Source organism: Kitasatospora sp. NPDC023120 (genome assembly GCF_055560835.1).
The window spans coordinates 1-13625 of sequence record NZ_JBVHHY010000008.1; the positions used below are offsets into that span (position 1 = coordinate 1).

The window sequence follows — 13625 nt, forward strand, 5'->3', positions numbered from 1 at the left end:
CGGACCGAGGTCGCGGTCGGCACCTCCAGCGAGGCGTCCATGTTGGCGGCGACGGCCTTCGCCGGGCCACGCAGCTGGACCAGCTCGGGGCCGGCCGGGGCTTCGGCGGCGGCCGGCGCCGGGGCGACGGCCTTCGGGGCCGGGGGCGCGGCGGGCGCGGCGGCGAGCGGGGCGGCAGCCGGGGCCGGAGCGGCCGGGGCGGGCGCGGCCGGAGCAGCGGCGGCGGGCGCGGGGGCAGCGGCAGGGGTCGGCGTGGGGCCGGCCTGGGTCGCGGCCTGGGTCACTGGGGTCACCTCGGTACCGGGCTTGTAGTCGGCGAAAAAGTCCCACCAGGCTCGGTCGACCGAGTTCGGGTCCTGGAGGTACTGCTGGTAGATCTCGTCGACGAGCCACTCATTGGGGCCGAAGCCAGTGGAGCTTGCCGAGCTGTTGGGGGTTTCAGGGGACTGTGGCGACACGGCGGCAACCGCCCTCTTCCGCTTCCTTTTGGGATGTTTGGACAGCGGGGATTAAGGCTACGCCCCTGACCAGTGATCGCGCAGTCTCCGGGGGCCAGGCGTCGTCCAGATCACAGTCCTGACCTGCGGTTTGGCCGAAAAAGTGGGTTAGAAAGCCGCATCTGAGGGGAAGCGATCGGCGCCGAACAGGGTCTATATGCGGATCAAACCGGACAAACGTCTGCTGAAATCCTCTAACGATCTTCGTATGCGTCTGTGTCGGATCTGTGACAAATGCCCCCGCCCTCGCCCGGGCGCGGCCCGGGCAGGCGGACCTCGATCCGGCAGCCGCTGGGCGACTCGGCCACCGCGATCCGCCCGCCGTGCAGATCCACCGCCCAGCGGGCGATGGCCAGGCCGAGCCCGGTGCCGCCGTCCGCGCCCGCGCCGGAGGCGGTCGCGGTGCCGCTGCGGCTGAACCGCTCGAAGACCCGGCTGCGGTCGGCGGGCGGGATGCCCGGACCCTCGTCCTGGACCTCCAGCAGCAGGCCGCCGTCCTCGCCGTCGGGCCGGGCGCGCACCGTCACAGTGCCGCCGGGCGGGGAGTGCTTGCAGGCGTTGTCGACCAGGTTGGCGACCACCTGGTGGAGTCGCTCCGGGTCCGCCACGCCGGTCAGCCCGGCCGGGCTGACCTCCAGGGCCAGCCGGACGTCCCCGCGCCGGGAGAAGGCCCCGCCGGCCGTCGCGCCGTCCACGGTGACCCCGCGCAGCACGCCGTCCAGGAACTCGCGCACCTCGAAGGGGCGGGCGTCCAGGTCGACGATGCCGTCGTCGATCTTGGAGAGGTCGAGCAGGTGGGTGACCAGGCGGCCGAGCCGCTCGGTCTGCTCCAGTGCCGCCCCGAGGGTCGCCGGATTGGGCTGCACGACGCCGTCGACCACGTTCTCCAGGACGGCGCGCAGCGCGGCGATCGGCGTGCGCAGCTCGTGGGAGACGTTGGCGACCAGCTCGCGGCGGTGCTGGTCGGCGGCCTCCAGGTCGGCGGCCATCGCGTTGAAGGCGGCCGCCAGCTCGCCGATCTCGTCGCGCGAGCTCACCTCGACCCGGCGGCTGTAGTCGCCGGAGGCCATCGCGCGGGCGGCGGCCGTCATCTCGCGCAGGGGGGCGGTCAGCCCGTGCGCGAGGAACTGCATGAACAGCAGCGAGGCGATCATGGAGAAGACCATGATGATCCGGATCTGGGTCTCGGACCGGATCGCCACGACCACCATCCCGGTGGCCAGGAACACGGAGACGATCACGAGCAGGGCGAGTTTGCCCTTGATCGAGCGGACCGGGTCGAGCGGCCTGATGTCGGCCCAGACCCGGTGGGCGGCGCGGGCGGCCAGCGTCTGCGGCCGCGTGCCGCCGGACGCCCCGTTGCGTTGCTGTGGAAAGGTCATTGGTCCCTGTGGTCCCCGCGTGTTCCCCCGCGTGGTGGCACGGCGTCGTCCGGACACGGGCCCCCCGGTGGCCCGTCGCCCGAGGCTCGCCGCAGGACTCGTCGGGTGACGAGTCCTAGGAGAGCGGGGCCTCCAGCGCGTACCCGACGCCGTGGACGGTACGGATCCAGCTGGCGCCGATCTTCCGGCGCAGCGCCTTGACGTGGCTGTCCACCGTGCGGGTGCCGGAGGCGTCGGTCCAGTCCCAGACCTCGGCCAGCAGCTGCTCGCGGGTGAGCACCGCGCGCGGCTGGGCGGCCAGGCAGGCGAGCAGGTCGAACTCGGTCGGCGTCAGGTGGACGTCGCCCGAGGCCAGCCGGACCCGGCGCTGCACGTGGTCGATCTCCAGCTCGCCGAAGCGCAGCGAGCCGAGCGCGGGCGTGCGGGCCGCCTGCTGGGCGCGCTCGACGCGGCGCAGCAGCACGTTGACCCGGGCGGCCAGTTCGCGCATCGAGAACGGCTTGGTCATGTAGTCGTCCGCGCCGACGCCGAGGCCGACCAGCAGGTCGGTCTCGTCGTCGCGGGCGGTCAGCATCAGGACCGGCACCGGGCGCTGGGCCTGGATCCGGCGGCACACCTCCAGGCCGTCGAAGCCGGGCAGCATGATGTCGAGGACGACGAGGTCCGGCTGCCAGGTGTGGAAGCCGTCGACCGCGCCGGGGCCGTCGTGGGCCACGGCGACCTTGAAGCCCTCCGCGCCCAGTCGGGCCGCGATCGACTCGGCGATCGTGGGCTCGTCCTCCACCACCAGCACTCTGCGCTGGCTGCTCACCGCGCCGCCGGCGTTGTGGTTGTCCTGCTGAATTTCTGTCACGGTCACGCCACCGCCCCCAGGGCTGCGGGCCGGCCACCTGTGGGGATGGCGGGGCTCCGCTCGTAGTCTTGTTCCGTCGTGGACTGTGCCGGGTCCGCCGTCCCGTCGCGCGATCGGGAGGCGAGGACGGATTGGTCGGCCGCCCACTTCTCCCGCGCACTTCGCAGCGTACGGACAGCGGATGCTTTCCGGCAGGTGGACCGGACGTTTCCGGCCCGTGGAGCGGCTGTTCGGGCCGCCCGTGGACCCACTGCACGAGTGGGCACGGGCCGATACCTTACCCGGCGAATTTTCACTGCGTAACGGTACGTATGCGGTCGAGTTGGCGCCAAGTCGCCGGTCAGGGGCTCTGCTGACGCGTTAATAGGAAGAAGGTCTGGACCAATACGGGGAATCGGGCCGTCCGCTACGTCGACGGTCTTCACCGGCTTTTCCCAGCTGCCTCCCAGAACCTCGACGTACCGTGGGCACGACAACACTCGACCGGGCGGAATCCGTGGTCCGCGCCGGTACGTCGATCACCGGGCGGGGGTCGGTGGCCGCGGGCGTGGAGCGGAGGCGGCATGACAGGGCTGCGGCGGGCTGCCGACGGGCGCGTGCCCGCCGGAGCGCCGTACGGGATGCTCCGGTACGGGCTGCGCAGCGGCGTCGCCCGATGGCTGCTGGACCGCGTGCCGACGCCCCGGCGCAACCCGTTCACCCTGGGGTACCTCGCCGTCGTCGGTGCCACCACGACCTTCGCCGAGCTCGCCGATCCGGAACTCGTGCAGCGGCTGCAGGAAGCCTCCAGTTCGGACGGTCACAACCTGCTGCAGCACCCTTTGCGGGCGCTTCTCCTGAGTGGTTTCTGGGTGGCCGGTGAAGTGTGGATGCCCTACCTGTGGGGATTCGCCTTCACACTCGCACCGCTGGAGCGCAGGGTCGGGCCGGCCCGCGCGGCGGCGGTCTTCGCGATCGGCCACGTCGCGGCCACCCTGCTCTCCCAGGGCGTGGTGATCGCGGCGGTGGAGACCGGGCGGATGGCGCCCGAGATGATGGACCACCTGGACATCGGGGTCAGCTACGGCGTCCTCGCCTGTCTGGGCGCGGTGGCGGGGCTGCTCTCCTGGCGCGGGCGGCTGCTCGCGCTCGGCGGCGCCGGGCTGATGATCGCCGAGCAGATCGCCTCCGACGAGGACGTGGTCACCGCGGTGGGGCACCCGGCGGCGGTGCTCACCGGGGTCGCGCTGTGGCGCTGGCTGCGCCGGGCCGAGCGGCGCCCGCCCCGGCCGACCCCGGCCGCGGCGACGGCCGGGGTCGCGCCCGCGCCCGGCGGGGCGCACGTGCGGACCGCGCGCTGAGGGTTCCCCGAGGCGCGCCCGGGCTCCCGCGGTGCTCCTTGACGCCCCGCCCGCGGTCGGCGCGCGGGCCTTGCGATCGTGATCGCGTTCGCTCACGGCGAACCGAGGCCCGGGAACATCCGGCACCCTTGAAGCCTTAGTCAGGTCGACTCAACTTCACTGACTGGGGAGAGATCATGGCATCGACGTCCACACCGCTCACCCTGCCCGTGCTGCCACTCGACGACGAGGTCGTCCTGCCGGGCATGGTCGTCCCGCTGGACCTGAAGGACACCGAGGTACGCGCCGCGGTCGAGGCCGCCCGCGCCGCGGCCGCCGGCGGCAAGCCGCAGGTCCTGCTGGTTCCGCGGATGGACGGCTCGTACGCGGCGGCCGGCACGCTGGCCACCGTGGAACAGGTCGGCCGGCTGGCCGACGGCGATCCCGCCGCGCTGGTGCGCGCCGTGCGCCGGGTCCGGATCGGCGTCGGCACCACCGGCCCCGGCGCCGCCCTCTGGGTGGAGACCACGCCGTTCCGGGAGTCCTCGGTGGGCACCCCGGTGGCCGGCCGGGCCGCCGAGCTGGTCAAGGAGTACAAGGCGCTGTCCACCCAGTGGCTGCGCAAGCGCGGCGCCTGGCAGATCGTCGACCGGGTGGCGCAGATCGAGGGCGTCGGCGAGCTCGCCGACAACATCGGCTACGCGCCCTTCGCCACCGCCGAGCAGAAGCTCAAGGTGCTGCTGGAGGCCGACCAGGTCGCCCGACTGGAGTACGCGCTGACCCTGCTGCGCGACCACCTCGCCGAGGAGGAGGTCAACGACACCATCCGCAAGGACGTCGAGGAGGGCGTGGCCAAGCAGCAGAAGGAGTTCCTGCTCCGCCGCCAGCTGGAGGCCGTCCGCAAGGAGCTGGCCGAGCTGAACGGCGACGCGGCCGACGAGGAGGGCGACTACCGCGCCCGGGTCGAGGCCGCCGACCTGCCGGAGAAGGTGCGGGAGGCCGCCCTCAAGGAGGTCGACAAGCTGGAGCGCTCGTCCGACCAGTCGCCCGAGGGCTCCTGGATCCGCACCTGGCTGGACACCGTCCTGGAGCTGCCCTGGAACGAGCGCACCGAGGACGCGTACGACATCGCCGGCGCCCGCGCGGTGCTCGACGCCGACCACGCCGGCCTGGCCGACGTGAAGGAGCGCATCGTCGAGTACCTGGCCGTGCGCAAGCGCCGCTCGGAGCAGGGGCTCGGGCAGATCGGCGGGCGACGGGCGGGCGGCGCGGTGCTCGCGCTGGTCGGCCCGCCCGGCGTCGGCAAGACCTCGCTCGGCGAGTCGGTGGCCCGCGCCATGGGCCGCACGTTCGTCCGGGTCGCGCTCGGCGGCGTCCGGGACGAGGCCGAGATCCGCGGCCACCGGCGCACCTACGTCGGCGCGCTGCCCGGTCGCCTGGTGCGCGCGATCAAGGAGGCCGGCTCGATGAACCCGGTCGTCCTGCTCGACGAGATCGACAAGGTCGGCTCCGACTACCGGGGGGACCCGGCCGCCGCCCTGCTGGAGGTGCTGGACCCGGCGCAGAACCACACCTTCCGGGACCACTACCTGGAGGTCGAGCTCGACCTCTCCGACGTCGTCTTCCTCGCCACCGCCAACGTGCTGGAGGCCATCCCCGAGCCGCTGCTCGACCGGATGGAGCTGGTCCGGCTGGACGGCTACACCGAGGACGAGAAGGTCGTCATCGCCCGCGACCACCTGCTCCCGCGCCAGCTGGAGAAGGCCGGCCTCGGCGACGAGCAGGTCAGCGTGGACGAACCGGCACTGCGCCGGCTCGCCGGGGAGTACACCCGCGAGGCGGGCGTCCGGAACCTGGAGCGCTCGATCGCCCGGGTGCTGCGCAAGATCGCCGCACAGGCCGAGCTGGGCGAGCGCGAGCTGCCCGCCGCGGTCGGCGCGGAGGACCTGCGCGCCCTGATCGGCCGGCCGCACCACGTGCCGGAGTCCGCCCAGGAGCCGGCCGAGCGCCGCACCGCCGTCCCCGGCGTGGCCACCGGCCTCGCGGTGACCGGCGCCGGCGGCGACGTCCTCTACATCGAGGCCTCGCTGGCCGACGCGGAGACCGGCGGCACCGGGCTGACCCTCACCGGGCAGCTGGGCGACGTCATGAAGGAGTCCGCGCACATCGCGCTCTCCTTCCTGCGCTCGCGCGGCGCCGAGCTGGAGCTGCCGGTCACCTCGCTGCGCGACCGCGGCGTGCACCTGCACGTCCCGGCCGGGGCCGTCCCCAAGGACGGGCCGAGCGCCGGCATCACCATGACCACGGCGCTCGCCTCGCTGCTCTCCGGCCGCAAGGTCCGCACCGACGTGGCGATGACCGGCGAGGTGTCGCTGACCGGGCGGGTGCTGCCGATCGGCGGGGTGAAGCAGAAGCTGCTCGCCGCCGACCGGGCCGGGGTCACCACGGTGATCATCCCCAAGCGCAACGAGGCCGACCTGGACGACGTCCCGGCCGAGGTGCTGGAGCGGCTCACCGTCCACCCGGTGTCCGACGTCCGAGAGGTGCTGAAGCTGGCGCTGGAGCCGGCCAAGGTGCTGGTCACCGCCGCCTGACCGTCCGAGGGGCCGACGGCATCTCCGCGTGCGAGACTGCGGAGATGCCGTCCCCCACGCAGCGCGCCCTGGCCCGGGTGCCGGACCGGCTGCGCCCCTTCCTGGTGAGGCACCGCCGACTGGTGAAGTTCCTGCTGGTCGGGGGCACCTGCTTCGCGCTCACCCTGGTGATCAACCTCGAACTCAAGTTCACCGTGCTGCAGCACAAACCGGTGGCGGCACTGACCGTCGCGACCGTGATCGCCACCGTCGTCTCGTACGTGCTGAACCGCCGCTGGGCCTTCCGGGCCGGCGGACGACAGCGTGAGGCCCTGCTGTTCTTCCTGGTCAGCGCCATGGCGATCGGCGTCAACGACGTACCGCTGGCAGTCTCCCGGTACGTCCTGGACCTGCGCGAGCCGTACGTCAGCCCCTTCGCCCAGGAGGTCGCGGACTTCCTCAGCGGCATGGTCGTCGGCACCTTCGTCGCCATGCTGTTCCGCTTCTGGGCGATGCAGCGGTGGGTCTTCACCCGGCTTGCCGAGCCCCCTGCGGCCGAGCCCGCCCTGGTGAGGACGGTGCCCCCGGAACCCGGTTACGCTGCACCCGAGATGCCACGGGATGTGCCGTGAGGGCGAGGTGAGCCTGATGCGCGAGCCGGACGGCGTCCGGACCGGGCCCGCCAGCCAGCAGGGCATGCGCCGAGCCAACCTGGCCCTGGTGCTCGGGGTGATCGCGCGCGGCCCGCGTTCGCGCGCCGAGGTGGCCGCCGAGACCGGACTGACCAGGGCCGCGGTCTCCTCGCTCGCCGAACAGCTGATCGCCGGCGGCCTGGTGGTCGAGGCGGGCCCCGCCGCACCCAGCGGAAAGGTCGGCCGCCCCGGCACCGCGCTCGGACTCAACCCGCTCGGGCCCGGCGGCCTCGGCGCCGAGATCGGCGTCCGGCACCTGGGCGCCTGCGTGGTCGACCTGCGCGGGGAGGTCCGCGCCGTACGCCGCCAGGTGATCTCCAACCGCGGCCGGGAGCCCGCCGCCGTCATGGCCGACCTCGCCCGCCTGCTGCGCTCGGCCGTCGCCGAGGCGGGCCTGCGCCCGGCCGCGCTCACCCTGGCCGTGCCCGGACTGGTCGGCGACTCCGGAGCGGTCCTGCAGCGCGCCGCCAACCTGGGCTGGCAGGACGTCCCGCTGGCCGCCGAACTGCGCGCGGCGCTGCGCCCGGCCGGGGACGGCCTGGCCGAACTGCCGGTCGAGGCCGACAACGAGGCCAACCTCGGCGGACTCGCCGAGCGCTGGCTGGGCGACGGGGCGGAGGACTTCCTGTACGTCTCCGCCGAGGCCGGGGTCGGCGCCGCGATCGTGGTCGGCGGGCGGCTACTGCGCGGCGCGCGCGGCTACGCGGGCGAGTTCGGCCACGTGCCGGTCCACCCCGGCGGGCCCCGCTGCGCCTGCGGGGCGCACGGCTGCCTGGAGACGTACGCGGGGGAGGCGGCGGTGCTGCGGGCGGCCGGACTGACCGGGGTGAAGGGCGACTGGGTGACGCTGCTCGCCGACCGCGCCGCGGCCGGCGAGCAGCCGACCCGCGCGGCCCTGGCGGGGGCCGGGTCGGCGCTCGGCATCGCGGCCGCCGGCGCGGTCAACCTGCTGGACCCGGCCGAGGTGGTCCTGGGCGGCGGCTACGCCAAGCTGGCGCCCTGGCTGCTCCCGGCGATGCGCGCCGAGCTGGCCGCCCGGGTCACCGTCCGACCGTGGTCCGAGGACCGGCTGGCCGTCTCCCGGCTGGGCCGCCGCGGCCCGCTGCTGGGCGCGGCGGTGGGCGTGGTCCGCGCCATCATCGCCGACCCCGGACCGCTCGCGGGCGGCTGACTTCCGCAGGGTGTGTCCGGAGCGCGCAGAGCCCCCGGCCGGTGGGGCCGGGGGCTCTGCGCGGTGCGGTGGGGCGGTGGAGGATCAGGCCTCGGCGGGCGCGGGCTCCTCGGTGCGGGGGCCGCGCAGGACGGCCAGGTAGGCGGCGCCGATGCCGACCAGCGCCCAGACCACCAGGACCAGGATCGGCATGCCCAGGTTGGTCGAGTCGAAGTAGGCGATCGACTTGGTCGCGGCGGTGCCGGCGCCGTTCGGGATCACCGAGCCGATGGCGCGCCAGAACGGCGGCATCATCGGCGCCGGGTAGACCCCGCCCGCGCTCGGGTTGCCCAGGACGACGAAGACCAGCACCGCGACGCCGATGCCGATGATCCCGAACAGGCACTGCAGCGCCATGGTGAACGCGCCGACCGAGAAGACCACCAGGGCGCCGATCGCGGACAGCGAGAGGAGCGAGCCGGGCAGCGCGTCCAGCACCGGTCCGGCGATGACGGTGCCGCCGATGCCGGCCGCGACCGAGTAGAGCGCCAGGACGCCGAGGCGGATCAGCAGGCGGTGGGCGTTGGCCGGCTTGGAGCCGGCGCTGATGCCGAGGATCGAGGCGACCAGGTAGCCGCCGACGCACCAGCCGATCACCAGGTAGAAGGAGGAGAGGCCGTTGGTGTCGCCCTTGGCGAGCGGCACGACGTCCTCGACCTTGACCGTACGGCCCTGGGACTTGTCGATCGCGGTGGTGATGGTCTCGGCGGCCTTGGCGGCGGACGGGCCGCGGGCGCCGCCCACCAGCAGGGTGTCCTCGGTGCCGGTCGGGTTCACGACCCAGGCGGCGTAGATCTTCTGGTCCTTGATCTGCGCGGTCGCGGTCTCGGCGTCCGGCGCGGTGACGGCCTTGACGGCGTCGTTCGGGACCGCCTCCAGCGCCCCGATCAGCTTGGGGGCGACCTGCGGCGGGGCGACCACCGCGATGGAGAGGTTGTGCGGGGCGGGCTTGTGCAGCGCCCCGATGTAGGAGGTGATGAAGCCGAGCTGGAGCAGCAGCACTCCGATCACGAGCAGTGCCGCGCGCGGGGTGACCGCGCTCTTCAGTTCGGCGACGAAACCCTGCCCCGGGGCTGCCATCCACATCTCCTTGCGTATCGGGGAAAAACGGATCTTCCAGAACCGATACTTCATACCATGAAGTAGTTGGGCTGTCGTACCCCGCGCGCCGGGCTCGGGCCCGTGCCGCTGGGCGATACTGACGCGGTGAAGCACGAGGAAGCCCTGGTGGCGGTGGAGCGCGAGGTCGCGCTGATGTTCCGGCGGGGCCGGGCCAGAGTGGCGGAACTCTCACGCCGGGTGCACCCCGGACTGGAGGGCATGGCGTACAGCATGCTCGGCTACATCGAGCAGGCCGGGCGGGTCCGGGTGACCGACGTCGGCGTGCACTTCGCGGTGGGCAAGGCGACGGTGAGCCGTCAGATCCGGGCGCTGGAGGAGCTCGGGCTGGTGGCCCGGGAGGCGGACCCGCTGGACCGCCGGGCGGCGCTGGTGTCGCTGACCGAGGACGGGCGGCGGCGCTACCTGGCCGCCCGGGACGCCCGGATGCGGCGGGTGCGGGAGTTGATGGGCGACTGGTCGCAGGAGGACGCGGTGCGCTTCGCGGAGCTGCTGCAGCGCTTCAACGACGTCCTGGAGGAGCCGCCGACCGCGTGATCCGGGGGCCCGGGGCCTCTGTTCGGCCGGCCGCTCGGCTCTTCGCGCAGTTCTTTACTCGGCCTTGAAGAAAGTTGCCTAATTCAACCATCTCCTCTTATGGTTGCTTAAGGCAACGAACTTTCATGATGCGCGTATCCCGCACGCCTGCGCCCGAAGGACCCAGATGACCGTGACCACCGAGGCCGGGAGCGGCACCGCCGCCCCCGCCGACAACCGTCAGATGACCCACCGGCAGGTGATGGAGGCGCTCTCCGGCCTGCTGCTCGGCCTCTTCGTGGCCGTGCTCTCCTCGACCGTCGTCTCCAACGCCCTGCCGCACATCCTGGCCGACCTGCACGGCGGCCAGTCCGCCTACACCTGGGTGATCACCGCGGCCCTGCTCACCCTCACCGCCTCCACCCCGATCTGGGGGAAGCTCTCCGACCTCGCCAGCAAGAAGCTGCTGCTGCAGATCGCCCTGCTGATCTACATCGCGACCTCCGCGCTGGCCGGCCTCTCGCAGAACACCGGCGAGCTGATCGCCTGCCGCGCGCTGCAGGGCGTCGGCGCCGGCGGTGTCGTCGCGCTCGGCCAGATCTGCCTGGCCGCGATGGTCCCGCCGCGCGAGCGCGGCCGGTACAGCGGCTACTTCGGCGCGGTCTTCGCGCTCGCCACCATCGGTGGCCCGCTGATCGGCGGCGTCATCGTGGACACCTCCTGGCTGGGCTGGCGCTGGTGCTTCTACGTCGGCATCCCGTTCGCGCTCGCCGCGATCCTGGTGGTGCAGCGCACCCTCAAGCTGCCGGTGGTCAAGCGCAAGGCGAAGATCGACTACCTGGGCGCGCTGGTCATCACCGCCTCGGTCAGCCTGCTGATGATCTGGATCACGCTGGCCGGCAAGAACTACGCCTGGCTGTCCTGGCAGACCGCGGCCATGGTCGGCGGCGGCCTGCTGCTGGGCGCGCTGGCCGTCGTGGTCGAGCGCCGCGCCGCCGAGCCGATCATCCCGCCGGACCTCTTCAAGTACCGCACCGTCACCCTCTCCGCCCTCGCCAGCGTGCTGGTCGGCGTCGGGATGTACGGCGCGACCACCTTCCTCAGCCAGTACTTCCAGCTGGCCCGGGCCAAGTCCCCGACCACGGCCGGGCTGATGACCCTGCCGATGATCCTCGGCCTGGCGCTCTCCTCCGCCGCGGCCGGCCGGCTGATCACCAAGTACGGCAAGTGGAAGGCCTACCTGGTCGCCGGCACCGCGCTGCTCGCGGTCGGCTTCGGCCTGCTGGGCACCGCCCGGGCCGACACGGACTACGTGCTGCTCTCGGTCTACATGGCGATCACCGGTATCGGCCTCGGCCTGACCAGCCAGAACCTGGTGCTCGCGGTGCAGAACACGGTGCCCCGGCACGAGCTCGGCGCGGCCAGCTCGGTGGTCACCTTCTTCCGCACCATGGGCGGCGCGATGGGCGTCTCCGCGCTCGGCGCGCTGATGACGAACAAGGTCTCCCACTACCTGGCGGAGAACCTGGCCGCCGCGCACGTCCCGGCCGGGCACGCGGCGGCCGGCGGCGGCATCCCGGACCTGCACAAGCTGCCGGCCCCGATCGTCCCGCTGGTGACGGACGCCTTCGGCCACGGCGTCGGCACCGTCTTCCTGTGGGCGGCCCCGTTCGCGGCGCTGGCCTTCGTGACCGTGCTGTTCATCCGGGAGACGGTGCTGAAGACCACCCAGGAGAACTGACCGGGGCGCAGGAGCGGCCGGACGGCCGTCGGGATACGCGAACGGGCCGGGGAGTGCGGAGGCACTCCCCGGCCCGTGGCGTACCGGGCGCCGACCGGGCGGCTAGTGGCCGGCGATCAGCATCAGGCCGTAGCCGACGGCCGAGGCGCAGACGGCGAAGCAGACGTACGCGCCGGCCAGGGCCAGCTTGCCGCCGCCCGCGGCCTGGGCGCCCCCGCTCTCGCGGGCGGCGCTCACCGCGGCCTCGCGGCGGGACAGCGCCAGGATGCCGAGCGCGAAGACGGCGACCACGGCGACGGTGATGCCGAAGCTGAAGCCGGCGGTCTGGGCCAGGGCGTTCCACTTGATGTGCATGGTGCGTGCTCCTCAGCCTGCGGCGCTCAGGCCGCGACCGTGGTCGAGGCGGGGGTGGGGGCGTTCGCGGTGACGGTCGCTGCGACCTCGACCGTGGTGACGTCGTTGACGTTGTCCGCGCCGACCGGCTGGCGGCGGGAGATCAGCCACATCGCGCCCGAACCGGCCACCAGCGCGGCGCCGACCAGGGCGACGCCCCAGGTGCCCTGCTGGGCCAGCAGGGCCGCAGCGCCGGACACCAGGGCGGCGGCCGGCAGGGTCAGGCCCCAGGTGTAGACCATGCGGCGGACCAGGCTCCAGCGCAGCTCGCCCTTAGGGCCGCCGAGGCCGGCGCCCATGATGCCGCCGGAGCAGACCTGGGTGGTGGAGAGGCCGAAGCCCATGTGCGAGGAGGTCAGGATGACGGTCGCGGCGGCCGACTCGGAGGCGAAGCCCTGCGGCGGACGGATGTCGGCCAGGCCCTTGCCCATCGAGCGGATGATCCGCCAGCCGCCCATGTAGGTGCCGAGCGCGATCGCGGCACCGGCGGAGACGATCACCCAGGTGGGGGGCAGTGCGCCGTGCGGCAGGGCGCCGACCGAGACCAGGGTCAGGGTGATGATGCCCATCGTCTTCTGGGCGTCGTTGGTGCCGTGTGCCAGCGAGATCAGCGAGGAGGAGAAGATCTGGCCGGTCTTGAAGCCCTTCTCGGTGCTCGCGTCATTGCCCTTGCGGGTGATCGCGTACGCCAGCTTGGTGGCGCCCCAGGAGGCCAGGCCGGCGACGAACGGGGAGGCGACCGCCGGGATGATGATCTTGGTGATCACGGTGTCGAAGTTGACGCCGTTCATGCCGACGCCCACGATCGTGGCGCCGATCAGGCCGCCGTACAGCGCGTGCGAGGAGCTGGACGGCAGGCCGCGCAGCCAGGTCAGCAGGTTCCAGAGGATCGCTCCGGCCAGTGCGGCGAAGATGATCTCGGGGTGGACCCCGGCCTTCTCGTTGACGATGCCGCCGGAGATGGTGGTGGCGACCTTCACGGACAGGAACGCGCCCGCGAAGTTGAGGACGGCCGCGATGGTGACCGCGACCTTCGGACGAAGGGCCCCGGTCGCGATCGCGGTGGCGGCCGCGTTGGCGGTGTCGTGGAACCCGTTGGTGAAGTCGAAGGCGAGCGCCGTGATGATCACAACGGCCACCAGGAACGAGATGTGTTCCATACCCAAACAATCGTCGTAGTTGTCGCACGGACTTCGGTGTCGTTCGCGACGGTAGGTCTGCTTGGTAAACGGAAGGTGAACTGGGCCCCGAATCGTGGTTCCGATGGTTGCCTCGGGGTGACCGTAAGCTTTCGTCGGGGTGTCCGGGGCCGCGCTGAACTGGGCATTGG

12 protein-coding genes are annotated in these 13625 nt (G+C 72.8%); 6 read left to right on the forward strand and 6 right to left on the reverse strand.

The genetic code is table 11. The annotated features are described in order from the left end of the window. From ACZ3TI_RS13450 to ACZ3TI_RS13460, 3 genes are all read right to left on the reverse strand, one after another. Positions 1-458 (reverse strand): 2-oxoglutarate dehydrogenase E1 subunit family protein (locus ACZ3TI_RS13450; protein ID WP_465726353.1); only part of this gene is annotated, 458 nt, incomplete at its 3' end. A gap of 233 nt (positions 459-691) precedes the next feature. Further along, positions 692-1879 carry a sensor histidine kinase gene (locus ACZ3TI_RS13455; RefSeq protein WP_465726354.1) on the reverse strand — a complete coding sequence of 396 codons (1188 nt, stop codon included), beginning with the start codon at positions 1877-1879 and terminating at the stop codon, positions 692-694. 115 nt (positions 1880-1994) lie between these two features. Next, complete coding sequence (locus ACZ3TI_RS13460; RefSeq protein WP_189915695.1) at positions 1995-2732, reverse strand: response regulator transcription factor; 738 nt, start codon at positions 2730-2732, stop codon at positions 1995-1997. Between the two features lie 563 nt (positions 2733-3295). Here ACZ3TI_RS13460 and ACZ3TI_RS13465 point away from each other — a divergent pair. The 4 genes from ACZ3TI_RS13465 (at position 3296) to ACZ3TI_RS13480 (ending at position 8487) form a co-directional block, all read left to right on the forward strand. Next, positions 3296-4072 (forward strand): rhomboid-like protein, encoded by a 777-nt coding sequence (locus ACZ3TI_RS13465; RefSeq protein WP_465726355.1) that lies wholly within the window; start codon positions 3296-3298, stop codon positions 4070-4072. A gap of 176 nt (positions 4073-4248) precedes the next feature. After that, complete coding sequence (lon, locus tag ACZ3TI_RS13470) at positions 4249-6645, forward strand: endopeptidase La (protein ID WP_465726356.1); 2397 nt, start codon at positions 4249-4251, stop codon at positions 6643-6645. 44 nt (positions 6646-6689) lie between these two features. Further along, positions 6690-7256, forward strand: coding sequence for a GtrA family protein (locus ACZ3TI_RS13475; RefSeq protein ID WP_465726357.1), 567 nt, complete (start codon positions 6690-6692; stop codon positions 7254-7256). 16 nt (positions 7257-7272) lie between these two features. Continuing rightward, positions 7273-8487 (forward strand): ROK family transcriptional regulator, encoded by a 1215-nt coding sequence (locus tag ACZ3TI_RS13480; protein WP_465726358.1) that lies wholly within the window; start codon positions 7273-7275, stop codon positions 8485-8487. Positions 8488-8571: 84 nt separating this feature from the next. Here ACZ3TI_RS13480 and ACZ3TI_RS13485 read toward each other — a convergent pair whose 3' ends face one another. After that, on the reverse strand, positions 8572-9606 hold the full coding sequence (locus ACZ3TI_RS13485; RefSeq protein WP_465726359.1) for an ABC transporter permease: 1035 nt from the start codon (positions 9604-9606) through the stop codon (positions 8572-8574). A gap of 126 nt (positions 9607-9732) precedes the next feature. Between ACZ3TI_RS13485 and ACZ3TI_RS13490 the strand changes: the two genes are divergently transcribed. Both ACZ3TI_RS13490 and ACZ3TI_RS13495 read left to right on the forward strand, forming a co-directional pair. Continuing rightward, entirely contained in the window at positions 9733-10182 is a 450-nt protein-coding gene (locus ACZ3TI_RS13490; protein ID WP_465726360.1) for a MarR family winged helix-turn-helix transcriptional regulator, read from the forward strand. 223 nt (positions 10183-10405) lie between these two features. Next, positions 10406-11902, forward strand: coding sequence for an MDR family MFS transporter (locus ACZ3TI_RS13495; RefSeq protein ID WP_465726564.1), 1497 nt, complete (start codon positions 10406-10408; stop codon positions 11900-11902). Between the two features lie 102 nt (positions 11903-12004). Here the strand turns inward: ACZ3TI_RS13495 and ACZ3TI_RS13500 are convergent, their stop codons facing one another. Both ACZ3TI_RS13500 and ACZ3TI_RS13505 read right to left on the reverse strand, forming a co-directional pair. Beyond that, positions 12005-12256 carry a hypothetical protein gene (locus ACZ3TI_RS13500; protein ID WP_465726361.1) on the reverse strand — a complete coding sequence of 84 codons (252 nt, stop codon included), beginning with the start codon at positions 12254-12256 and terminating at the stop codon, positions 12005-12007. A gap of 26 nt (positions 12257-12282) precedes the next feature. Continuing rightward, complete coding sequence (locus tag ACZ3TI_RS13505) at positions 12283-13455, reverse strand: inorganic phosphate transporter (RefSeq protein WP_465726362.1); 1173 nt, start codon at positions 13453-13455, stop codon at positions 12283-12285. Between the last annotated feature and the right edge of the window lie 170 nt (positions 13456-13625).

Bases quoted from the DNA above. Each gene is read 5' to 3' on its own strand.
- ACZ3TI_RS13455 (WP_465726354.1), bottom strand. From the start codon at position 1,879: ATGACCTTTCCACAGCAACGCAACGGGGCGTCCGGCGGCACGCGGCCG.
- ACZ3TI_RS13465 (WP_465726355.1), top strand. From the start codon at position 3,296: ATGACAGGGCTGCGGCGGGCTGCCGACGGGCGCGTGCCCGCCGGAGCG.
- lon (WP_465726356.1), top strand. From the start codon at position 4,249: ATGGCATCGACGTCCACACCGCTCACCCTGCCCGTGCTGCCACTCGAC.
- ACZ3TI_RS13475 (WP_465726357.1), top strand. From the start codon at position 6,690: ATGCCGTCCCCCACGCAGCGCGCCCTGGCCCGGGTGCCGGACCGGCTG.
- ACZ3TI_RS13480 (WP_465726358.1), top strand. From the start codon at position 7,273: ATGCGCGAGCCGGACGGCGTCCGGACCGGGCCCGCCAGCCAGCAGGGC.
- ACZ3TI_RS13485 (WP_465726359.1), bottom strand. From the start codon at position 9,606: ATGGCAGCCCCGGGGCAGGGTTTCGTCGCCGAACTGAAGAGCGCGGTC.
- ACZ3TI_RS13495 (WP_465726564.1), top strand. From the start codon at position 10,406: ATGACCCACCGGCAGGTGATGGAGGCGCTCTCCGGCCTGCTGCTCGGC.
- ACZ3TI_RS13500 (WP_465726361.1), bottom strand. From the start codon at position 12,256: ATGCACATCAAGTGGAACGCCCTGGCCCAGACCGCCGGCTTCAGCTTC.
- ACZ3TI_RS13505 (WP_465726362.1), bottom strand. From the start codon at position 13,455: ATGGAACACATCTCGTTCCTGGTGGCCGTTGTGATCATCACGGCGCTC.